The sequence below is a fragment of the Actinomyces acetigenes genome, from assembly GCF_031296635.1.
In the GTDB taxonomy this organism is placed as follows: Bacteria; Actinomycetota; Actinomycetes; order Actinomycetales; family Actinomycetaceae; genus Actinomyces; species Actinomyces acetigenes.
This window is the reverse complement of sequence record NZ_JASPFC010000002.1, coordinates 143,820-165,885: the sequence shown is the minus strand read 5'-3', so window position 1 is coordinate 165,885 and position 22,066 is coordinate 143,820. Positions and strand designations below refer to the sequence as shown.

Here is a 22,066-nt window from a genome sequence, read left to right as displayed (position 1 = left end):
CCGAGGCCGTGGCTCGCGCCGTGGCCTCGGCGCTGCGGCCCTCCGATGAGCTGCTCACCGTCATCACCGGCCGCAACGCCGGCCGTGACGTCGGCGCCCTGGCCGCCAGCGCGGCGGTAGGGGCCCGGGGGCACGTGGTCGGTGAGGACGTGGAGGTCGCCGTCCATGCGGGCGGACAGGAGCACCCTGACGTCCTCATCGCCATCGAGTAGCCCCCTCTTCGTGCTGCGATGCCCTGAGGGCGCCCGCATCTGCAGGCGCCCTCGGGTCATGAACGGCACCCAGGCTCCTTCGTCATAGGGTGGGGTCGTGTCCGGCTCGTCTGATCGCTCAACCCGCACGCCCCGCCCCGGCAGCGTCGGCCCGCTCGAGCGTCCTGTGACCCGGCTCGTGGGAAAGCGCACGGCCGTCCAGCTCGCCAAGCAGGGGGTGGAGACCGGAGCGGATCTGCTGCGCCTGCTGCCTCGGCGCTACGACACCTGGGGGGAGCTGACCGACATGCGTACCCTCGTCGAGGGCGAGCAGGCCACCGTCCAGGCCCGGGTCGTGCGCGCCTCCTCCCGGCGCACCCGCTCCGGCCGGGTCCCGGCCCTCATGGAGGCCACCGTCACCGACGGCGCCTCCACCATGGACCTCGTCCAGTTCGGTGCTGCGGGTCAGATGCGTGCCCGAGCGGCCCAGCTGGCCCCCGGAACCACCGTCCTGCTCAGCGGTAAGGTGAGACTCCACCGCGGACGCAAGCAGCTGTCCAACCCGCGCCTGTACGTCCTCGACGAGCTCGACGAGGACGAGCGTGAGGCCCTGCTGGCCCGCCCCATGCCCATCTACCCGGGTACGGAGGCCCTCCCGTCCTGGCTGGTGGCCAAGGCGGTGCGCATCGTTTTGGACCAGCTGGAGCCGGGCGACGTCGCCGATCCTCTCCCCGAGGAGCTGCGGCGCGAGGCGGGGCTGGTCGATGCCTACACCGCCTACCGCTGGGTGCACCGGCCCGAGGACTGCCAGCAGTGGAAGGCCGCCCGGAAACGGCTGCGCCACGAGGAGGCCCTCATCTTGCAGGTCGCCCTAGCTCAGCGCCGAGCCCACCATGAGGCGACCCGCACCGCGGTCGCCTGGCCCGTACCGGAGGCGGAGGACTCCCTGAGAGCGGACCTCGACGCCCGCCTGCCATACGACCTGACCGCCGGCCAGCTGCGGGTCGGTCAGGAGATCTCCGCCGACCTGGCCCGCACCGTTCCCATGCAACGCCTTCTCCAGGGCGACGTGGGAAGTGGCAAGACCCTCGTGGCTCTGCGCGCCATGCTTCAGGTGGTTGGAGGTGGAGGGCAGGCCGCCCTCCTGGCCCCCACCGAGGTCCTCGCCGCCCAGCACCACTCCTCGCTGGAAGCGGTTCTGGGGCCCATGGCCCGCCTCGGGATGCTCGGTGGCGCCGAACGCGCCACCCGCGTCCACCTGCTGACCGGCTCCACCCCCGCCGCTCAGCGCCGTCGGATCCTCGCCGAGCTGGCCGCCGGTGAGCCGGCCATCGTCGTGGGGACCCACGCCCTGCTGTCCGACACGGTGCAGATCCCCTTCCTCGGCCTGGTCGTCGTCGACGAGCAGCACCGCTTCGGCGTCGCCCAGCGCGACGCCCTGCGCGAGCGCGGCGGTCTCACCGACCCGGCCACCGGCCGCAGTCACACGCCCCACCTCCTGGTCATGACCGCCACCCCGATTCCGCGCACCATCGCCATGACGGTCTTCGGGGACCTGGCCACTTCCGTCCTGGACGAGCTGCCCGCCGGGCGCAGCGCCGTTCCCACCCACCTCGTCCCGTGGTCGCGCACCTCCTGGGTGGAGGGCATCTGGCGGCGCGCGGCCACCGAGGTCGCCTCCGGAGGACGGGTCTACGTCGTGTGCCCACGGATCGAGGTCGACGACGAGCCTCGACAGGAGCAGGCGGAAGGCACAGCGGCTTTCGACGCTGATGGTGGGCCGGGGGAGGAGCCGCTCGCGGAGGACGGCGACGGCTCGCATCCTGACCGCCCACTGGCCGCCGTCGAGGAGTGGAGGCAGCGACTAGACGGTGAGCCGGCCCTGGAGGGCATCGACGTCGGGATCCTCACCGGGCGCATGAGCAGTGAGGACAAGGCTGCCGCCATGGCTGACTTCGCCTCGGGCGTCACCCCGGTCCTGGTGTCCACCACCGTCGTCGAGGTGGGGGTGGACGTGCCCGAGGCCTCCATGATGGTCATCCTGGACGCCGACCGCTTCGGCCTGTCCCAGCTCCACCAGCTGCGCGGGCGGGTCGGGCGCAGCAGCAGGCCGTCCCTGTGCGTGGCGGTCACCGGTGCGCAGGTCGGCTCCACCGCCTTCCACCGGCTCAAGGCCTTCGCCTCCACCACGGACGGATTCGCGCTGGCCGAGGCCGACCTCGAGCTGCGCAGCGAGGGCGACGTCCTGGGGGCCTCGCAGTCGGGTCGCGCCTCCGGGCTGGACCTGCTGCGCGTCACCCGCGACGCCCGCCTCATCGCCACCGCGAGACGTCAGGCCGAGCGGATCGTGGCCGCCGATCCGCAGCTGAGCGGGCACCGGGCCCTGGCCGCGGCGATCGTCGAGCGCCTCGATGAAGAGTCCCAGGCCTTCCTCGAAAGAGCGTGAAGCGCCAGGGCACGAGCCGGGGAGCGCCCCCGGCTCAGGCCGGCTCGGCGAACCAGATCGTGGTCTCGCCGTACCGCTTGTCCGCGAAGCGCTCCAACCCCGCCGGCCAGGTGGGTTCCGGCGAGCGCGTCGAGCGCTCGACGACGACGACGGCGCGCGGCGCCAGCCACGGGTCCTCGCTGCGGGCCAGGGGGGTGAGGATCGCGGTGAGCTCCTCCTCGCTCAGCTCGTAGGGCGGGTCGAGCAGCACCAGATCCACCGGGGCGCCCGCCGCGCCGGCCAGGAAGGCGGCCGCCTTCGCGGTCACCGCCGACACCCCGCCCAGGCCCAGTGAGCGGATGTTGCGCTGGCAGGTCTGCGACGCACCGCGCGAGGAGTCCACGAGCGTGACCTCACCGGCCCCCCGGCTCGCAGCCTCCAGACCCAGGGCCCCGGAACCCGCGCACAGGTCCAGCACCCGGGCGCCGTCGAGCACCCCGTAGTGGTCCAGGCGGGCGAAAAGAGCCTCGCGGACGCGCTCGGAGGTGGGACGCGTCCCGGACCTGGGCACCTCAATCCTGCGTCCGCCCACGGTTCCGGCCACGATCCTCGTCATGGGACAGACCCTACCCGGCCCGCAGCCCGCTTCCCTTGTGGCCGCTGCGCTCAGCCCTCCTCGGCCGGGGCGTGCTGACCGTAGCCGGTGTCCTGGATCTTGCGCGCGACCGCCGCGATCTGCTCATCGGAGAGGATCTTGGGGCTGCCGACGGCGAGCGTGCGCAGGTAGAGCTCGCAGACCCACTCCAGCTCCTGGGCCAGGACGTAGGTGGAGGCCAGGTCCGGCCCGGTCACCACGGAGCCGTGGTTGCTCATGAGGGCCGCGGTACGTCCCTCAAGGGCCTTGGCGACATTGGCGGCCAGCTCGGGGGAGCCGTAGATGGCGTAGTCGGCTACTCGCACGTCACTGCCGCCGAACATGCAGATGTAGTAGTGCACGGCCGGGAGCGCGCTCACGCTCTCGAGGCTGGCCACGGTGGTGGCTGCGTAGGAGTGGGTGTGCACGACCGACATCTGTCCGGTCGCCCGCAGTGCGGTCAGGTGCAGGTCCAGCTCGCTGGCGGGCTTGAGCGGTCCCTCGACCTGCTTGCCGGTGGTGTACTCGACCACGGCGACCAGGTCGGGGCGCATCTCCTGGTAGGGCAGCCCCGAGGGAGTGATGGCGACCAGGTCCCCCTCCCGAACGGACAGGTTACCTGCGGTGCCGACGACCAGGCCGTCGTCGGACAGGTGGGAGCAGGCGTCGGTGATCTGCTGTCGAGCGTCGTTGAGAAGCATGATGGGCTCTTTCCCCGGGGCGTACCGCTGCGCGCCCCGTTGCGTCAGAAGTGGTACCGAGGCATCGTCTCATGTTGGCGCTCTCATGTCTACGACTTCGCGTTCTTGTTTTCACGCTTGACATGGTTGCTTGGTTGGGGTCATTCTATGTTTGCGCTCACATTGATGTGGGTCCTGGTCATCGTCGCCCAGTGAAAGGAAACCTGTCATGCCCACCGCGTCCTACCCCGCCATCGGAATCCGCCCCCTCATTGACGGGCGCCGTCGTGGCGTGAGGGAGTCCCTCGAGGACAAGACCGCTCAGCTGGCCAAGGATGTCGCCGAGCTCATCTCCTCGCGCCTGACCTACCCCGACGGCAGCCCGGTGCGCTGCGTCGTCTCCGAGACCGCGATCGGAGGCGTGGCCGAGGCCAACCGCTGCAAGGAGCAGTTCCGCACCGAGAACGTGTGCGCCGACCTGACTGTCACCGCCTCCTGGAACTACATCACCGAGGTCCTCGACCTCGACCCCTCCATCCCGCACGCCATCTGGGGCTTCAACGGCACCGAGCGTCCCGGGGCCGTGACCCTGGCCGCCGCGGCCGCCGCCTACAACATGCTGGGCATCCCCTGCTTCGGCATCTACGGCCACGACGTGCAGGACGCCGACGACTCGGGCCTGACCGACGACGTCGTCGAGAACATCCTGCGCTACGCGCGCGCCGCCCTGGGGGTCGGCCTCATGAAGGGGCGCAGCTACCTCTCGATCGGGACCGTCTCCATGGGGATCGCCGGCTGCCGTGTCCCCGAGCAGTTCTTCGTTGACTACCTGGGCATGCGTGCCGAGTACATCGACATGATCGAGATCGACCGCCGTATCGCCCACGGCATCTACGACCACCAGGAGTACGAGACCGCCCTGGCCTGGGCCCGGGAGCACCTCACCATCGGGGAGAACCGCAACCCTGAGGCCAACCGCTTCACCCAGGAGGAGTACGACGAGCAGTTCGACTACTGCATCAAGATGCTTCTCATCGGCCGCGACCTCATGGAGGGCAACCCCGCCCTGGCCGATCTCGGCTTCGTCGAGGAGGCCGAGGGTCATGACGCCATCGCGGCGGGCTTCCAGGGGCAGCGTCAGTGGACGGACTACAAGCCCAACGGCGACATCCTCGAGACCTTCCTCAACACCACCTTCGACTGGAACGGCAAGCGGCCCGAGAAGGTCTTCGCCACGGAGGGCGATGCCGGCAACGCCGTGGCCATGCTCTTCAACTCCGTCCTGACCCACCGCCCCCAGCTCTTCAGCGACGTGCGCACCTACTGGAGCCCCGAGGCCGTTAAGCGGGTCACCGGCTACAAGCTCGAGGGGCGCGCGGAGAACGGTTTCATCGACCTGCGCAACTCCGGGGCCACCACCCTCAATGCCACCGGCCAGGAGAAGGACGCCGGGGGCAACCCCATCATCAAGCACTGGTGGGAGATCACCGAGGCGGACATCGAGGCGGATCTGAAGGCCTCCACCTTCCATGCCGCCACCCGTGAATACTTCCCGGGAGGTGGTTTCTCCACGCACTTCACCACCGCCGGCAACATGCCCGTCACCGCGACCCGCCTGAACTTCGTGGCCGGTCAGGGGCCGGTCCTCCAGATCGCCGAGGGCTGGACCGTGGAGCTGCCCGACGACGTGCGTGACCAGATCGTCTACCGTACCGACCCGACGTGGCCGACGACCTTCTTCGTCCCGCGCCTGACTGGCCAGGGCGCCTTCACCTCCGTCTACGACTGGATGGCCAACTGGGGCGCCAACCACACGGCCACCGGCTACGGACACTTCGGCGCCGACCTCATCACCCTGGCCTCGATGCTGCGCATCCCCGTCTACATGCACAACGTCGAGCGCGAGAGGATCCTGCGTCCCAAGGCCTGGGTGCCCTTCGGTACCGCCGAGCCCGAGAGCGCCGACTTCCGGGCCTGCGCCACCTTCGGCCCTCTCTACCGCTGAAGGATCGCGGCCATGACGAGCACCGACGAGCACCGACAGAACATGAGCCTGAGCGGCGCGGGGCAGGACGGGCAGACGGCTGAGTTCCACGCGCTCGCCCTCGACCTCGGTTCCAGCTCCGTGCGAGCGGTCCTGGGAAGCTACCGGCAGGGAGCCGTCAGCACCGAGGAGGTCTTCCGCCTCCACCACCAGGCGGTGGACGACCACGGCACCCTCACCTGGGATCTCGAGCGCATCATGGACGGTGTTCGTCGGAGCATCGCCATGGCGACGCAGCGCCTGGGGCGGGCCCCCGACTCCATCGGCATCGACACCTGGGGAGTCGACTACGGCCTGCTCGACGCCCACGGAGAGCTGCTGCGCGCCCCACGCGCCTACCGGGACCGGCGCATGGCCCGCTGGGCCGCGGACCTGGACCGGGCTCTCCCTGCGCAGACGGCCTGGAAAGAGACCGGCATCCTGCCCCAGCAGATCAACACGGTCTACCAGCTCTACGCGGACCTGAAACAGGAGCCCGGCCTCGTCGATCGGGTGGATCGATTCCTGCCCCTGCCAGACCTCGTGGCCCATCTGCTCGGGGCCCCCGTGCAGGCGGGGCGGGCGATCGCCTCGACCACCGGGCTCGCCTCACCTGGGGCGCGAGAGTGGTCGCCTCGCGTGCTCCAGGCCACCGGGATCCCTGAGGGCTGGATGCCTCCGCTCGTCGACGACGCCTCGGTGGCTGGGGCGACCCCAGAGGGGATCACCATCGTGCGTCCCGGCGGGCACGACACCGCCTGCGCCGTCCACGCGCTCGGTCTGGCCGGTGACGAGGCGCGCCTGTTCATCTCCTCAGGCTCCTGGAGTCTCATCGGGGCCGCCGTCCCGAGCCCCGTCCTGGATGAAGCGGCGCTGCGGGCCGGACTGACCAACGAGGTCCGCACCGACGGAGGCATCCGCCTGCTGCGTAACCTCACCGGTTTCTGGCTGCTTCAGGAGTGCCAGCGAGCCTGGCACGAGCCCGACACCGGCGCGCTGGTCGAGGCGGCGGGGCAGTGCGCCTCCCTCGGGGTCGTCATCGACCCCGACGACGAGCTCTTCACCACTCCCGGAGACATGCCGGACAAGATCGCCCAGTGGTGCCGCAGTCACTACAAGGTGGCTCCCGAGGGGCCGGCGCAGACGGTCCGGCTCATCCTCGAGTCGCTCGCCTGCGCCCACGCCGCCTACGCCCAGGGGCTGCAGGACGTCGTCGGTGACCAGCTGGATCCGGCAGCACCGATCCACCTGGTGGGAGGCGGGGCGCGCAACAGCCTCCTGCCGGCCATGACGGCGGCGGCCTGCCACCGTCGGGTCATCGTGGGCACGCCGGAGGCCAGTGCCCTGGGTAATATCCTCGCCCAGCTCGAGGCCGCCGAGGTCCTCGACCCGAGCGCGCGCGGCGAGGTACTGCGCCGCAGCGTCGGCTCCGTGGAGGTCGACGCCTCCGGGGCCATCGCCGATCCCGGTGCCTTCGACGCCATGCGGGAACGGCTGGGCAACGCCACCGCCGACTGACCGCCAGGCACGTCGAGCGCAACCACACATTGAACTGAACACCCACCACACGAAAGGAGCAACGATGCTCCGCAACATTCCCGCCAATCTGTCACCCGAACTCGTCAAGATCCTGCTCGAGATGGGCCATGGCGATGAGATTCTCCTGGCCGATGCGAACTTCCCCGGGCACCACCTCCACCCCACCACGGTGCGGGCCGACGGCCTGGGGATCCCCGACCTGCTCAGGTCCATCCTCACGCTCATGCCCCTGGACCGCTACAGCAGCTACCAGGTTGCCCTCATGGAGACGGTTGGCGACGACCCTCGGCCTCCGGTGTGGGACGTCTACGAGCAGATCTGGAACGAGGCCGAGAAGGATGCCGGACCGGTGAACGTCAAGACGATTGAGCGCATGGCCTTCTACGACTACACCCCCAGCGTCTACGCCGTCGTGCTCACCGGGGAGACCGCCCTGTACGGCAACCTCATCCTCAAGAAGGGCGTGCTGTGATGACTGCGATCCTCGACTCTGTGGCTGAGGAGGCCCCCGTCCGGGAGGGGACGGCCAAGCGGGGCTTCCTGTATCCCGGGATGGCGCTGCCCTTCTGTCTGCTGGTCTCCTGCTTCGCAGCCTGGGGCCTGGCCGGAAACATGACCGATCCCCTGGTCAAGGTCTTCCGCTCCGTGTTCTCCATGTCGAACCTGCAGTCCTCGCTGGTGCAGTCGGCCTACTACGGGGCCTACTTCTGCCTGGCGATCCCGGCGGCCTTCATCAACAGCCGCCTGGGCTACAAAGGCGGGGTCCTCATCGGGCTGGTGCTGGCGGGAACCGGCGGGCTCCTGTTCATCCCCGCGGCCTATGTCATGACCTACTCGGTGTTCCTGACCGCCCTGTTCACCCTGGCCGCCGGCCTGTCCATTCTGGAGACCAGCGCCAACCCCTTCGTGATGTCCATGGGGCCGGAGCATAACGCCACCCGCCGTCTCAACTTCGCACAGGCCTTCAACCCCATCGGCTCCAACCTCGGGGTACTGCTGGCCGCCCTGCTGATCCTGCCCAAGGTGAACCCGGCCACCGCCGAGCAGCGCGCGGCCATGAGCCAGGAGGCGCTGCTGGCCACCCAGAGCGCAGAGCTCAAGGCGGTCATGGGCCCCTATGTCGCCCTCGGGCTCCTCTACATCCTGCTGGCGGTCATGATCGGCCGGGTCAAGGTCGTGGAGCGGCCGGTGGACTCCACGGCGGGTGGCAGCGGCGGGCCAGGCAGGCTCATGCGCCTGCTGCGCAACAAGCGCTACAGCTTCGGGGTGGCGGCGCAGTACTTCAACGTCTCGGCCCAGACCTGCATCTGGACCTACACCCTGCACTACGTCACCAGCGCCTTGGGCGTCTCGGACAAGGTCGCCGGCTACTGGCTTCAGGCCAGCCTGATCGTCTTCCTGGTCTTCCGTTTCCTCATGGTGGGGCTCATGGGACGGTATGACGCACGCAAGCTGCTTCTGCTCATGTGCTCCCTCGGGGTCGGCCTGTCCCTGTTCGCCATGGTGAGCGTGAACATTCTGGGAGTGCTGGCCATCATCTCCCTGTCCGCGTGCATCTCCCTGCTGTTCCCCACCATCTACGGCGAGGCCCTCCTCGGGCTGGGGGAGGACACCAAGTACGGGGCCGCAGGCCTGGTCATGGCCATCATCGGTGGAGCCACCATGCCTCTGGTGCAAAGTGCCATCATGGACCACACGTCTCCTGCGGTGTCCTATATCACAGTTGCCGGGTGCTTCGTGGTGGTGGCCGCCTACGGGGTCTATACGCTGCGCGCGCCCAGGCCCGTCAGCGCCTCCTGACGGTCGGCTCCCACCTCGGGGCCCTCTGCACCCACGTGACATGACGTGGGCGCAGAGGGCCCCCTCCGTAGGCTCAGTGGGTCTGCCCGAGGAGGTGGTCGCCGGCGCTAGGCCCTGGTCGATGACGCCCTGACGACGAGTGTTGGCTCCAGGCAGATGCTGTGGGCAGGGGCACCCTCGACGAGCTCGTCGGACAGGCTCAGCGCAGCCCTTCCCAGGGCGTCGAAGTCCTGCGTGACGCTGGACAGGGACGGGGTCGCCCAACGCGCCAGGGGGATGTCATCGAAGCCGACGACGGCGACGTCGTCGGGAATCCTCACGCCGGCGGCGAGCAGCTCGTGGCACAGCCCCAGAGCGATGTCGTCGTTGGCGGCGAAGACGGCGTCGGGCAGACCACTGTCGAGCAGGCGCCTGGCGACCTTGGCCCCGGCCTCTCCCGTCCAGGCGTCCGTACCCACCCAGCGGCCGGGAACCCCGGCCTGGGCGCATACCGACTGGTAGGCGGCCAGGCGCTCCGAGGCGTCCTGCCAGGACAGGTCCCCGGTGACGTGCAGCAGGCGGCTACGCCCCTGAGCCAGAAGGTGCTCCGTTGCCAGCCTGGCCCCCAGGGACTGGTCGATGGAGACGGTGGACAGCTCGGAGAACTCGTGCTGACCTGAGATGATGGCCGCGACCGGACCGCGGTGGCGCTGGGATGAGAGGATGGCCAGGACGTCGGCGCGCTGAGCCAGGACCACGATGGTCGCCACGCGGTGGCCGTGCAGATGGGCCAGTGCCTGTCGCACGGATTCCGAGTCGCTTCCCTCGGCAGTGGCCAGGACGAAGGTATCCCCCCGCTCGCGCACCGCCCTGGCGATCGCGGAGAAGGTGGAGGCCATCCCGTGCGACAGCCCGGCGGTCAGCAGGATTCCCACGGCCCCGGAGGAGCCCGAGGCCAGTGAACGGGCGGCGAGGTTCGGCTCGTAACCCAGCGCCTGAACGGCTGCCAGAACCTTCTGACGTGTCTCGGGACGGACCGACGGGTGGTTGTTGAGTACGCGGGAGACGGTCTGAGACGAGACTCCGACTGCCTCGGCCACGTCACTGAGGGTCACGCGTGTGGACACAAGGGAAATATAGCAGCGCCTCCGTGGGGATCCCGGGACGCCCGGCGCGCAGCGGCAGCGTGCTGGCGCGGGTGGTGCGGCGCGCGTCCCGCACCGCGGCGGGCCCAGCCAGTAGCGTGAGCGTATGAGCCTGGCCGTCTACCCCGGAAGCTTCGATCCCCTCACCCTGGGGCACGTCGACATCGCCGCCCGTGCGACCACGCTCTTCGACGTCGTCGTCATCGGGATCGCCCACAACGCCGCCAAGGCCGGGCGCCACCTGCTCGACGTCCACGAACGCCTCCGCCTGGCCAGGGACTCCACCTCCCACCTGCCCGGCGTCGAGGTGGACATCGTCCCCGGGCTCCTGGTCGACTACTGCAGCCGGCGTGGGGCGAGCGCCATCATCAAGGGCCTGCGCAACGGCAGCGACCTGGATACCGAGCTGCCCATGGCCCTGCTCAACCGCGACCTGGGGGCGCCCGAGACGGTCTTCCTGCCCGCGTCCGCCGCCTACGCGCACATCTCCTCCTCCCTCGTCAAGGACGTCGCCGGCTATGGCCGGGACGTCTCCGCCCTCGTGCCGCTCGCTGTGGCCCACGCCCTGGAGGTCCGGCTGGCCCAGGCCCCCGGGTCTGCAGCCCACGACGGCGTCGACTCAGGACCCGTCCCGCCCGGGACCCCGCCAAGCCGCTTCGTCGGCGCCGACCACACTCGAGAGGACCTACCGTGACGACCAGCCGCGATGCCGGAGACGACCTGCTGCGTATCCTCGATGAGCTCGACGAGCTCATCAGCAACGCCCGATCCATGCCGATGAGCGCCTCGGTGATCGTCAACCGGGAGAACGTCCTGCACCTCATCGATCGGGCTCGTGACGCGGTCCCGACCGCTGTTCGTCGCGCCGAGAAGATCGTCGCCGACGCCGACGCCGTCCTGGCTGAGGGACGGGCCGAGTCCGAACGGCTCGTCCAGTACGCCCAGGAGGAGTCCGAGCGCCTCGTGGCCGGGGAGAACATTGTGCGCATGGCCAATGACCGGGCCGACAGCATCGTGGCCGCGGCGGAGGACAAGGCCGCCTCCCTGCGTCACGGGGCCGATGAGTACTCCGACCGCACCCTGGCCTCCCTGGAGGCCGAGGTCGCCAAGGTCGCCGAGCAGATCCGCGCCGGCCGTGAGGTCCTGGCCGGCCGCCTGGGGGACGGCGCGGGCCAGCCGGTGGAGATCCAGGAGCCCGTCCGCCGCCGTTCGGCCTGGTCCGTGGACCCCTCCGCCCACTGAATCGGTGGAGCCGCCGCCCCACCGGGTACGCTCGCGCCAGACACCTCGTCCATCACCCCGCCCACCAGCCGCCCCGCACCGTGTGCATCACCTGGGCGTCACGCGGACATTATGCCGCTGGGGCCCCTCGGTCATCGCTGGATGCGGCGTGGTCAACCCGCTGTGGAGGAACCCATGTCAGGACTCGTCGTCGATATCGTCGACCTGCCCCGTGCCACCGGCTCGGTCAAGAACCTGCAGATCCGCACCCCCGCCCCCGCCGACCTGGGCACTGAGGTCATCGGCGTGCCCGAGGGCAGCGACCTCGCCCTCGACGTCACCCTGACCTCCATGGACGACGGCGTCCTGGCGCACGCCGACGCCGACCTGCACGTCCACGGAGAGTGCGTGCGCTGCCTGCGCGACCTCGATGAGGACCGCAGCGTGAGGATCGACGAGCTCTACCTCTTCCCCGAGGTCATCGAGGCCCAGCGGGCCGAAGGCGATGAGGAGGCCGAGGACCTCCTTGCGGTGGGGGAGACCACCCTGGACCTCGAACCGGCACTGCGCGACGCCCTGGTGCCCACCCTGCCCTTCCAGCCCCTGTGCCGCCCCGACTGCCCGGGGCTGTGCCCCGACTGCGGCAAGCGGCTCGAGGACCTGCCCGCTGACCACCACCACGAGGTCATCGACCCGCGCTGGTCCGCCTTGGCCAGCCTGCTGGAGACCGAGACCGGTCAGGAGGGCGAGCAGGACGCGCCCACGAGTGGGGAGGAACAGGCCTGATGGCCAAGCGCCGAAGCGCCCCGCCCGCGCGCACCGACACCGAGGCCCTCGTCTACCGCTGGGGGCCGAGCATTGATGCCCAGCTGCTCGACCTGGCCCTGACCCACCGCTCCTACGCCCACGAGAACGGCGGCCTGCCCACCAACGAGCGCCTGGAGTTCCTGGGCGACTCCGTCCTGGGAATTATCGTCACCGAGTACCTCTACCGCACCCACCCGGACGTCCCCGAGGGCCAGCTCGCCAAGATGCGCGCCGCCACCGTCTCCGAGCCGGCCCTGGCCGCCGTCGCCCGCGACCTGGGGCTGGGGGAGTTCATCAAGCTCGGCAAGGGCGAGGCGCTCTCGGGCGGGCGCGATAAGGACTCCATCCTGTCCGACACGGTCGAGGCCCTCATCGGCGCCACCTACCTCACCCACGGTCTGGAGGAGACCCGCACGGTCGTCACCCGGCTCGTCTCCCGCTTCCTGGACTCGGCCCGCACCCGCGGCGCGGGCCTGGACTGGAAGACGAGCCTCCAGGAGCTCACCGCCGTCCACCAGCTCGGCAACCCCACCTACGAGGTGACCGGAACCGGCCCCGACCACCAGCGGGTCTTCACCGCCAGCGCCATCGTCGACGGCCAGGTTCTGGGACAGGGCACCGGAAGCTCGAAGAAGGTCGCCGAGCACGACGCCGCCGAGGCCGCCTACGCCGTCATCCTGGCCGCCCAGGGCGACGGTGGCCTCAACCTGCCCGGTGTCAACGAGGCCCTGCGCGCCGACCTGCTCACCGGACAGACCTCCCAGAAGAGCTGATGCCCGAGCTGCCCGAGGTCGAGGTGGTGCGTGCCGGGCTCGCCCGGCACGTGGCCGGACGCACCGTCACCCGCGTCGAGGTCCTCGACCCGCGTCCACTGCGCCGCCAGGACGGGGGAGCGCAGGCCTTCGCCGACCAGCTCACCGGGCGCACCCTGACCGCGGCTGTCCGCCGCGGGAAGTTCCTGTGGCTGCCCCTGGACGACGGACGCGCCCTGTCCGCCCACCTGGGCATGAGCGGCCAGCTGCTCGTGCGCGGCACCACCACCGCGACCGCTCCTGGTGCCGCCCCGCAGCCGGCCGGTGCCGCGGCCTTCCTGGCCGACCCGCACGTTCGGCCCGGCGGGCGCCCAGTGGACCTGAGCGCTACCGAGCAACCCCGCTACGTGCGGGACATCTCAACCTCCACCCGCCACCTGCGAGTGCGCCTCCACCTCAGCACCGGCCTCGACGGTGACGACAGCGCCGGAGCGGCGGTGCTCGACCTGGTCGACCAGCGCATGCTCGGCGGCCTGCACGTCGTCGACCTGACCCCCACGCTCGACGGTGCTCCCGGCGGGATGGGCGATCCGCGGCCGCTGCTTCCCGCCGACGCCACCCATATCGCCCGTGACCTTCTCGACCCGGCCCTGGAGCTGACCGGCCCCACCGGCGTCGTCGCCCGGGTGCGCGCCTCGAGGCGCGCCATTAAGACCCAGCTGCTCGACCAGGGACTCGTCTCGGGCGTCGGCAACATCTACGCCGACGAGGGCCTGTGGGAGGCCGGGGTGCACGGCCTGCGTCCGGGAACCGGTCTCGGCCCGAGGGCCGTGGCCCGGATCCTTGAAGCCACCGCTGAGGTCATGCGCCGGGCCCTTCAGGCCGGCGGCACGAGCTTCGACGCCCTCTACGTCGATGTCGAGGGCGCCGCCGGGTTCTTCGCCCGCGAGCTGGGCGCCTACGGGCGTCAGGGACTGGAGTGCCGTCGCTGCGGGGCCACCATGGCGCGCGAGACTCTGGCAGGGCGCTCCCACACCTACTGCCCCCACTGCCAGACCCGTCCGCGCCGACGCCGGTAGGCGGCCGTCGACGTCGGGCAGTCTCCACGACAGCCGCGCCACGACGGAGCCAGAGGTGTGACGTAGGTTTCCAGCCCCTGGTAATGTCATGAGTATGGCACACACCCCCTCCTCGGAGATCGTCCGCGTCATGATCGTGGACGACCACGAGATCGTCCGTCGCGGCATCGCCGAGATCATTGACCGCGCCGATGGGCTCGACGTCGTCGCCGAGGCGGGCTCTCGGGCCGAGGCGGTGCGCCGGGCCGAGCTGGTCCGCCCCGACGTCATCCTCGTGGACCTCCAGCTGCCCGACGGCACCGGCATCGAGCTCATGCAGGAGCTGCGAGACTCCGTGCCCCAGGCCCTACCGATCGTACTGACCTCCTTCGACGACGACGAGGCCCTGGCCGAGGCTCTGGCGGCAGGCGCCCGGGCCTACCTGCTCAAGACGGTCCACGGCGCCGAGATCAGCGACGTCGTACGGGCCGTGGCCTCCGGACGCGTCCTGCTCGACGAGCGCACCGTGACGCGCCGCCGGGCGGACCACGACGACCCCACCGCCGACCTGACCAACGCCGAGCGCAAGGTCCTCGACCTCATCGGTGACGGCCTGTCCAACCGGGAGATCGGTGAACGGCTCGGAGTCGCCGAGAAGACGGTCAAGAACCACATCACCTCCCTGCTGGCCAAGATGGGTCTGCAGCGGCGCACCCAGGTCGCCGCCTGGGTCGCCGGCCAGCGCGCCTCGGGCTGGCGCAACAGCTGACGGTTCCTGCCGACGCGCTGAGCCCCCACCGCTGAGGGGGCGCAAGCGCTCTCAGCGCTCCCGACCGCCCCCGTCCAAGGGCACTCGCCAGGTGAAGCAGGTGCCGCGCCGCTCGCCGTCGGAGCGGGCCCGCGGACCGATGACGAAGCTGCCGCCGTGGCGGCGGGCCCGCTCGGCCATGTTGGCCGTCCCCGAACGGCGCGTCACCGAGGGATTCACCCCGACGCCGTCGTCACGGCAGACGATCTCCACCACCGGGCTTCCCCGGAAGGGCTCGGCGTCGCCCGAGGCGTGGCCCTCGTCGTCGCCGGGGCCGCAGCACTGCTCCGAGCCCGGCTGCACCCCCTCGATCTTGACGTCCACCGTCACTGAGGAGGCGTGGGCGTGACGGGCCACGTTGCTCAGTCCCTCACGCACGACGGCGACCATGTCGTCGGCGACATCCGGTGCCACGGCGGCGTCGACCGAGGCGATGAGCCGGTCCTCCTCGTCGCGGTCCACCTGGGCCAGGCCCCGGCCGTCGACGCTCAGCAGCAGCGAGGGGGCGTAGCCCAGGGCGTTGCGGGCCAGGGAGGCCTCGCGCCGCAGCCGCTCGATCACACCCACCTCCTCATCGCGATCGCGCAGGGAGCGCACGATGGAGCGGATCTGGCCCACGGAGTCGTCCACCGCCTCCAGCGCGGTGCTCAGCACGGAGCACACCGCCTCCAGGTCCGCCTGTGTGCTGGAGGCCAGCCGTTCCCGGGCCGCTGAGATCTGCATGCCGGTGGCGAAGAGCTGTTGGATGGCCAGGTCGTGCAGGTCTCGGCCGATCCGGGCCCGCTCATCAAGCAGCGTGGCCATCTCCTCGGCGTGCTGGGCGTCGGCCAGCTCGAAGGCCATCGTGGCCTGCCCCGCCACGAGCTCGGCGATCTCCAGGTCCTGGGCGGTGAACGGTGCCGCACCCGGGGAGCGCAGCAGCAGCATGACCCCCACGCCCCGCCCCCGGTGGATCATGGGGGCGTAGAGGGCCGGTCCGAACTGGGCCAGCTGGGGGACCAGGAGGTCGCCGTCGCCCCAGGCGTCCTCCAGGGAGTCCACGACCAGGCCGGTCTGATGGGCCAGGGTGGTCAGGGCTCGACCCTCGGACGGGAAGAAGGTACCGATGAGCTCGTGGGCGTGCTCGCCGTCGGCGATCTCGCAGATCCAGCGCTTCCCGATGCTGGGCAGGATGAGGGCGGCCGTGTCGGCGTGAGCCACTTGGCGGACGCGGTGGGCGATGAGCGTCAGCGCGTCATCCTCCTGGGCGCCCGAGAGCAGCAGTGTCGTCAGCTCCTGGGAGACGGCCATCCACTGCTCGCGGTCGCGGGCCTCGCGGTACAGGCGGGCGTTCTCCACAGCGACAGCTGCGGCCTGGGCCAGGGTCAGGACGGCGTCGGCGTCCGACCGGGTGAAGCCCCCGGGCTTGTCACACAGGTAAAGGTGCCCGTAGACCTGGCCGTGAAGGCGCAGCGGGGCCGAGAGCAGGCTGCCGGTCTCCTCACCCTCGATGGCGCCGGTGAAGGCCGAGGCCCTGCCCAGGTCGTTGTCGATGACCATCCCGGTGCCCTCGAGCCCGCTGAGCATGGACTCAGCGCAGGTGGGCGAAGCACCGGCGGAATCGGGGACGCTGGCCATCTGGGCGAGCTCATCGAGGGTCGCCGTGGGCACCCCGCTGCACAGCCCGGTGCCTGAGCCCGCGCCGGAGGGACCGGGCGAGAGGGTGCCGGCCGGGTCGACATCCATGTCCGCGTGGTTGAGCACGGCGATGGTGCCCCAGGAGGCACCGGTGATGGAGCAGGCCGACTCTACCAGACGGCGCAGCGCGTCGGGGACCCGCAGGGAGCTGGTGAGCCTGAGGGCCGCCTGGATGAGGGCGACGGTCGCCTCGTCCAGGCTCGGCTGAAGGGCCGACGCCCGGCGGCCACGGGTGGAGACCAGCTGGTCGGCGTGGACGGCGTAGGCCAGGCGTCCTGCCGCGGCGTTCTCCTCCGAAGCGGGCGCCATCGCCTCATCCCGTCGCGCTGAGGGACCGTCGATCTCCTCCGGGGCGTCCTCGGGCACACCGGGGAAGCCAAGGCTGTCGCCGGGAGTGTCTGCTGCGTGCTGGGGGTGGGGTGTCGTCATCGTGCTCAGCTCGTTCAGCTCGTAGCGGATACGTGGTCCTGCTGCCTGTCCTGATCCTCCTGGGAGAGCGACCACCGGTAGGTCTCGGAGACGTCCTGGAGCTCACAGTGGCTGCCTCGGTGCAGGATAGTCGCCGGGGCCTGCACGCCGGTGGCCTGCGGCCGGTGTCCCATGACAAGGACTTCGTCGGCGTGCTCCAGGGCGCTGAGACGATGGGTGACCAGGAGAGCGCCGCGGCCCGAGTCACCCGCTGTCAGCAGGTCGGTCACGAGCCGGTCCGCGGTGACGGCATCGAGATGCTCACCGGGCTCGTCCAGCAGCATCAGGGGGGCCGGAGCCGCCAGGGCCCGGGCCAGCAGGAGCCGACGCCGCTCTCCACCGGACAGCGTTGTGGCATCGGTGCCGATGATGGTCTCGACGCCGTCGGGAAGAGCCTCGAGCCAGTTCCCCAGGCCGGCCCGCCTCAGCAGATCGCCGGCCTGGGCGGGGGTGACGTCCCCGCGCGCCACGCGCAGGTTCTCCAGGACACTGGTGTGGAAGACGTGCGCGTCCTCCGCGGTCAGGCACACCCTGGCCGCCACATCGGGGCGGGCCGCCTGCCACGGGGGGACACCGTCGAGCGTCAGCGTGCCGCCCCGAGGCTCCAGCAGTCCCGCCAGCGTGGCCAGCAGTGTCGACTTGCCGATCCCCGACGGCCCTACGATCGCCACTCGGCGACCGACCCGCAGATCCAGGTCGATGCCCTCGGCCACAACCGGGCCGCCCGGCCAGCCCACCGCCAGGCCCCTTGCCTTGAGGTACGGGCCCTGGGTGGAGGGCTCGGGCAGCTCCCGGGGTGCGCAGGACGTCGCGCCGCCGGCGTCGGCACTGGCCTCGGCCGCCTCGATGAGCTCCACGATGCGGCAGGCGGCGCCGGCCGACCTCACCAGCTGCACGCTGGCTGGGCCGAGCGCGGAGGTGGCCTCGAAGGCCGCCAGCGGAACCAGGACGATGACTGCCAGCCAGACCGGGGCCAGCCGCCCGGCGGAGACGGCGCTCACCCCGACCACCAGATTGCCCAGGACCGCGATGCCCATGGCAGCCACATCCACGGCCGCCGCGATCGCGGCTGGTACCGCGGCCCGGTCCCGCAGGCGGCTCAGGTTCTCCTGCCGGGAGGCGACCTGGCGCATCGAGCCGGCCAGGCGCCCGGAGACGGACAGCTCAGGGGCCCCCTCCAGGACCGCCAGGACCTGCGCGGACAGCTCGGTGGCCTGCCTCTGACGGGCCTGCTCGGCGATCCTCGCCGAACGGATGGTGGCCAACGGGCCCACCAGTCCCGACAGCAGCAGGCAGGCCAGCAGGATGAGGCCCGCCGGCCAGTAGACCAGGGCGATGCCGAGACAGGTGGCCGCACCCAGGACGGCTGCAACCGCCGCAGGCAGATAGGCGCGCACGACGAGATCCCCGACCGCGTCGATGTCGCTGCCCACCCGCGCCAGGACGTCGCCGCGACGCAGGCTCGCAACCGTGTCCGTGCGGGCCGCCGCCAGGGACTCATAGAGGCGGGTGCGCAGAGCGCCCATGCCTCTCAGGGCGGTGTCATGGGAGACGAGCCGCTCGCAGTAGCGCAGGACGGAACGCGAGATACCAAAGAGCCGCACCGCTACCGGCGCCACCCCCAGCGCGACGACGTCGGGCATCTGGGAAGCCCGCGCAATGAGCCAGGCCGCCACCCCGGACAGGGCCACGGCCGAGGCCATACCCGCCGTTCCGGCGAGCACGGCCAGGATGAAACGTGACCGGTCCAGGTTCAGCAGGCCCACCGCACGGCGCAGGGAGCCTCGCTCATCGGCGGACAGCGCGGGGGAGAGGGCGGAGGTCGCCGGGCTCACCGGGGTCACGGGGTTGACAGTGCTCACAGGGCTCACAGGGCTCACAGGGCTCACAGGGCCTCCTCCTGCGCCGTCGCCTCACGGGCAGGTGCCCGGTCAGGTACCCGGTCAGGTGTGATGCCCGCCGATGGTGCCGGCGGCACCGGTTGGCTCGTCACGGCAATGGTCTGCTCGGCCAGGGCCATGAGCGCGCGACGGTGCGCAATGACCACCACCGTGCGCCCCGAGGCGTGCAGCGCACGGACTGCGTCCAGGACGTGGGCCTCACTGGCCGCGTCCAGGTGCGCGGTCGGCTCATCCATGACCACCAGGGGCGCCGTCGAGCACAGGGCCCTGGTCAGGGCCAGACGCTGGCGCTGCCCCACGGACAGACCCACTCCTTGACTGCCCACCGGGGTCCGCCACCCCTGCGGCAGGCCATCCACGACCTCATCGAAGCCGGTGGCCCGGGCCGCCTCGACCAGTACGTCGGGGACGCCCTGCGCTCTGGATGCGCCCGGCTCGGCATGATCCAGGACGTTGTCCAGCACCGTGCCCGGGGTGATGGTGGGGCGTTGGGGCACCCAGGCGATCTGCTCCCACCAGGTGGCCGGATCGATCTGGGCGAGGTCGACGGCGCCGCCGGGATCACCACTGTCGGGCACGACCCGCACCCGCCCCCGGTCCGGGGCCAGCAGGCCAAGGAGGACCTGCGTCGTCGTGGTCTTGCCCGCACCCGACGGACCGGTCAGCGCCACCAGGCTGCCCGGAGAGATCGAGGCGCTGAGCCCGGCGGGGGCCCACGCGCCCCGGGAGGCGACGGACACCGCATCGAGCTCAATCGTCGCTGAGCGCAGGTCGGGGGCCGGCAGGCCGCCGGGCTCGGGCACCGGGGTCTGAAGAACCTCGAAGACCGCGTTCGCCGCCGCCACCCCGTTGGCCGAGGCGTGGAACTGGAAACCCACCTGCCGCAGCGGCTGATAGACCTCAGGGGCCACCATGAGAACGAGCAGGCCGGTGAACAGGTCCATGCGCCCGGCCACGAGCCGGAAACCGATCTGGACGGCGATGATCGCCACCGACAACGTCGTGATGAACTCCAGGACCGCCCCCGACAGGAAGGCGACCCGTAAGGTCGACATGGTGGTGCGCCGGTAGGAGCGGCCCAGGGAGCGCACCTGCTCGGCCGGTCCCTGCTCGCGTCCGAGGGCCTTGAGCGTGGGCAGACCCGAGATGAGATCGAGCACCTGATCACCCAGGACCTGCATGGTCTTGAGGCGTTCCTGGGAGACGGACTGGGTCATCCTGCCGATGAGAATCATGAAGATCGGGATGAGGGGCAGGGTGCACACCACGGCCACCGCGGCGGACCAGTCCTGGGTGAGGAGCACCAGCACCATGGCCGGTGTCACCGTGGAGGCCAGTACCAGCTGGGGGAGGTAGCGGGTGAAGTAGGGCTCGAGGTCGTCCAGCGCACGAGTCAGCAAAGTGGCGGTCTGCGTCCCGTGAAGCGCCTGCCACCGGGGGCCCAGTCGGGCTGCGTGTTCCAGAACGAGCCGGCGCAGCTCGACGATCGTCTTCGTGGCGGACCGGTGGGCGTGAGCCTCCTGGAGCAGGACCACCAGGGCCCTGGCCGCCAGGACCCCGCCCAGAGCCACCGCCAGTGCCCTGACAGCCGACGGTGCGGCCCCCTCGGAGATGACCGAGGAGACCGCACTGGAGATAAGGAAGGCCTGAGCCACCACCAGCACGGCGGTCACCATCCCGGTGACGGCCGTGGCGGCGATGTATCGGCGAGCGGAGCGTGCGTAACGCATCAGCCGGGGATCGAGGGGCTTCACCTGCTCAAGGATAGGGGAGTGGGCCTAAGGGCCCGGAAACCCCCGGCCGATGCGTCGCGCTGATGGTCAGTACCCGAAGTGGGCCTCGGGCTGGGCCGAGTCGCGCACCAGCGTGGGGTGCAGCCCGCCCTGGTCGGGGTTGATGCTCTCGACGCTGATACGCGAGGCGAAGACCTTGTAGCTCCAGACCGTGTAGGCCAGGACCCCGGGGACGAACACGGCCGCGGCGACGGTCATGATGAGCAGGGTCGTGTCGGCGCTCGCGGCCTGCTGGATCGTCAGCGAGTAGGCCGGGTCCACCGAGGAGCGCATGACGTTGGGGGCCATCGCGGCGAAGATGAAGACGACGGCGAAGGCGATCCCCACGAAGTGCAGGGCGAAGGCCCGACCCTCGTTCCCAGTGCGTCCCATGAGCAGGGAGCCGACGAGTCCGGCAGCGGCGATGACCAACGGGATCCAGGACAGGGCGCTGCCGGAGTAGGCCAGCTGCGCCCACAGGGCCCAGGCGGCGGTGACCGCGGTGACCGCGGGGGCGAGCCGGCGCGACATCCGCAGTGCGCGCTGTGACAGGTCACCGGTGGTCTTGAGCGCCACGAAGAGCGCGCCGTGGTTGAGGAAGAGCAGGCAGGTGACGACGCCGCCCAGCAGGGTGAAGGGAGTGACCATGGTGAGCAGGCCCCCGGTGATCTGGTGGGCGGCACCGGGCACCAGGGAGTCGGCCGGCACCTGGGCGGCCGGGACGACGGCGCCGTTGGAGGTCTGGACGACCTCGATGTGCATGCCCTGAACCAGGTTGGCGAAGGCCACTCCCCACAGGATGGAGGGCAGCCAGGCGCTGACCGTGTGGACCCAGTCCCAGCGGTCGCGCCAGGTCTGGGAGTTGACCTTGGGGCGCCACTCGATGGCGCACACGCGCACGATGAGGCACAGCAGAATGATGAACAGGACGATGTAGGCCCCGGAGAACAGGGTGGAGTACCACTCGGGGAAGGCGGCGAAGGTCGCCCCGCCGGCGGTCAGCAGCCACACCTCGTTACCGTCCCAGTGGGGGCCGATGGCGGCCAGCGTCGCGCGCCGCTCACGCTCGTCGCGGCCCAGGATCTTCAGGATCATGCCGACGCCGAAGTCGAAGCCCTCCAGGGTGAGGTAGCCGATCCACAGGACGGCGATGAGGATGAACCAGAGGATGCTCAGTGTCATGGGT

18 protein-coding genes and 1 pseudogene are annotated in these 22,066 nt (G+C 70.7%); 12 read left to right on the top strand and 7 right to left on the bottom strand.

From position 1 onward, the window contains the following. Positions 1–212, top strand: a pseudogene (locus RIV14_RS01700) (DAK2 domain-containing protein); the annotation flags it as partial. Between the two features lie 166 nt (positions 213–378). Beyond that, positions 379–2,637 (top strand): ATP-dependent DNA helicase RecG, encoded by a 2,259-nt coding sequence (locus RIV14_RS01695; protein ID WP_075371897.1) that lies wholly within the window; start codon positions 379–381, stop codon positions 2,635–2,637. A gap of 34 nt (positions 2,638–2,671) precedes the next feature. Here the strand turns inward: RIV14_RS01695 and rsmD are convergent, their stop codons facing one another. Next, complete coding sequence (rsmD, locus tag RIV14_RS01690) at positions 2,672–3,232, bottom strand: 16S rRNA (guanine(966)-N(2))-methyltransferase RsmD (RefSeq protein WP_075371773.1); 561 nt, start codon at positions 3,230–3,232, stop codon at positions 2,672–2,674. 50 nt (positions 3,233–3,282) lie between these two features. Then, on the bottom strand, positions 3,283–3,951 hold the full coding sequence (locus tag RIV14_RS01685; RefSeq protein WP_075371774.1) for a class II aldolase/adducin family protein: 669 nt from the start codon (positions 3,949–3,951) through the stop codon (positions 3,283–3,285). Between the two features lie 208 nt (positions 3,952–4,159). Here RIV14_RS01685 and RIV14_RS01680 point away from each other — a divergent pair, with 208 nt between their 5' ends. From RIV14_RS01680 to fucP, 4 genes are all read left to right on the top strand, one after another. After that, positions 4,160–5,935 (top strand): L-fucose isomerase, encoded by a 1,776-nt coding sequence (locus RIV14_RS01680; RefSeq protein WP_075371775.1) that lies wholly within the window; start codon positions 4,160–4,162, stop codon positions 5,933–5,935. A 12-nt stretch (positions 5,936–5,947) separates the two neighbouring features. Beyond that, positions 5,948–7,471, top strand: coding sequence for a rhamnulokinase (locus tag RIV14_RS01675; RefSeq protein WP_256699028.1), 1,524 nt, complete (start codon positions 5,948–5,950; stop codon positions 7,469–7,471). Between the two features lie 64 nt (positions 7,472–7,535). Beyond that, positions 7,536–7,964 (top strand): RbsD/FucU family protein, encoded by a 429-nt coding sequence (locus RIV14_RS01670; protein WP_065362824.1) that lies wholly within the window; start codon positions 7,536–7,538, stop codon positions 7,962–7,964. Beyond that, positions 7,964–9,292, top strand: a complete 1,329-nt coding sequence (gene fucP, locus RIV14_RS01665; RefSeq protein WP_075371776.1) for an L-fucose:H+ symporter permease — start codon at positions 7,964–7,966, stop codon at positions 9,290–9,292. The genes RIV14_RS01670 and fucP overlap by 1 nt, the downstream gene beginning before the upstream one ends. A gap of 107 nt (positions 9,293–9,399) precedes the next feature. Here the strand turns inward: fucP and RIV14_RS01660 are convergent, their stop codons facing one another. Next, positions 9,400–10,398, bottom strand: a complete 999-nt coding sequence (locus RIV14_RS01660) for a LacI family DNA-binding transcriptional regulator (protein ID WP_075371777.1) — start codon at positions 10,396–10,398, stop codon at positions 9,400–9,402. 124 nt (positions 10,399–10,522) lie between these two features. Between RIV14_RS01660 and coaD the strand changes: the two genes are divergently transcribed. The 6 genes from coaD (at position 10,523) to RIV14_RS01630 (ending at position 15,023) form a co-directional block, all read left to right on the top strand. Next, the gene (gene coaD / locus RIV14_RS01655; RefSeq protein ID WP_075371778.1) at positions 10,523–11,110 is read left to right on the top strand and encodes a pantetheine-phosphate adenylyltransferase; all 588 of its coding nucleotides are present in this window, start codon (positions 10,523–10,525) and stop codon (positions 11,108–11,110) included. Further along, complete coding sequence (locus tag RIV14_RS01650; RefSeq protein WP_075371779.1) at positions 11,107–11,658, top strand: ATP synthase subunit B family protein; 552 nt, start codon at positions 11,107–11,109, stop codon at positions 11,656–11,658. The genes coaD and RIV14_RS01650 overlap by 4 nt, the downstream gene beginning before the upstream one ends. Positions 11,659–11,832: 174 nt before the next feature. Next, complete coding sequence (locus RIV14_RS01645) at positions 11,833–12,423, top strand: YceD family protein (RefSeq protein WP_075371780.1); 591 nt, start codon at positions 11,833–11,835, stop codon at positions 12,421–12,423. Beyond that, positions 12,423–13,217, top strand: a complete 795-nt coding sequence (rnc, locus tag RIV14_RS01640) for a ribonuclease III (protein WP_075371781.1) — start codon at positions 12,423–12,425, stop codon at positions 13,215–13,217. Before RIV14_RS01645 ends, rnc begins: the two co-directional genes overlap by 1 nt. Beyond that, the gene (gene mutM / locus RIV14_RS01635; protein WP_075371782.1) at positions 13,217–14,275 is read left to right on the top strand and encodes a bifunctional DNA-formamidopyrimidine glycosylase/DNA-(apurinic or apyrimidinic site) lyase; all 1,059 of its coding nucleotides are present in this window, start codon (positions 13,217–13,219) and stop codon (positions 14,273–14,275) included. Before rnc ends, mutM begins: the two co-directional genes overlap by 1 nt. 88 nt (positions 14,276–14,363) lie before the next feature. Next, positions 14,364–15,023 carry a response regulator gene (locus tag RIV14_RS01630; RefSeq protein ID WP_020991587.1) on the top strand — a complete coding sequence of 220 codons (660 nt, stop codon included), beginning with the start codon at positions 14,364–14,366 and terminating at the stop codon, positions 15,021–15,023. Between the two features lie 51 nt (positions 15,024–15,074). On the opposite strand, the gene RIV14_RS01625 is transcribed toward RIV14_RS01630, so the two are convergent. The 4 genes from RIV14_RS01625 to cydB form a co-directional block, all read right to left on the bottom strand. Then, positions 15,075–17,168, bottom strand: coding sequence for a GAF domain-containing sensor histidine kinase (locus RIV14_RS01625; RefSeq protein WP_075371783.1), 2,094 nt, complete (start codon positions 17,166–17,168; stop codon positions 15,075–15,077). Positions 17,169–17,182: 14 nt separating this feature from the next. Beyond that, positions 17,183–19,042, bottom strand: a complete 1,860-nt coding sequence (gene cydC / locus RIV14_RS01620) for a thiol reductant ABC exporter subunit CydC (RefSeq protein ID WP_075371899.1) — start codon at positions 19,040–19,042, stop codon at positions 17,183–17,185. 50 nt (positions 19,043–19,092) lie between these two features. Continuing rightward, on the bottom strand, positions 19,093–20,862 hold the full coding sequence (cydD, locus tag RIV14_RS01615) for a thiol reductant ABC exporter subunit CydD (protein WP_178387826.1): 1,770 nt from the start codon (positions 20,860–20,862) through the stop codon (positions 19,093–19,095). Between the two features lie 66 nt (positions 20,863–20,928). Beyond that, positions 20,929–22,062, bottom strand: a complete 1,134-nt coding sequence (cydB, locus tag RIV14_RS01610) for a cytochrome d ubiquinol oxidase subunit II (protein ID WP_075371784.1) — start codon at positions 22,060–22,062, stop codon at positions 20,929–20,931. Positions 22,063–22,066 lie beyond the last annotated feature (4 nt).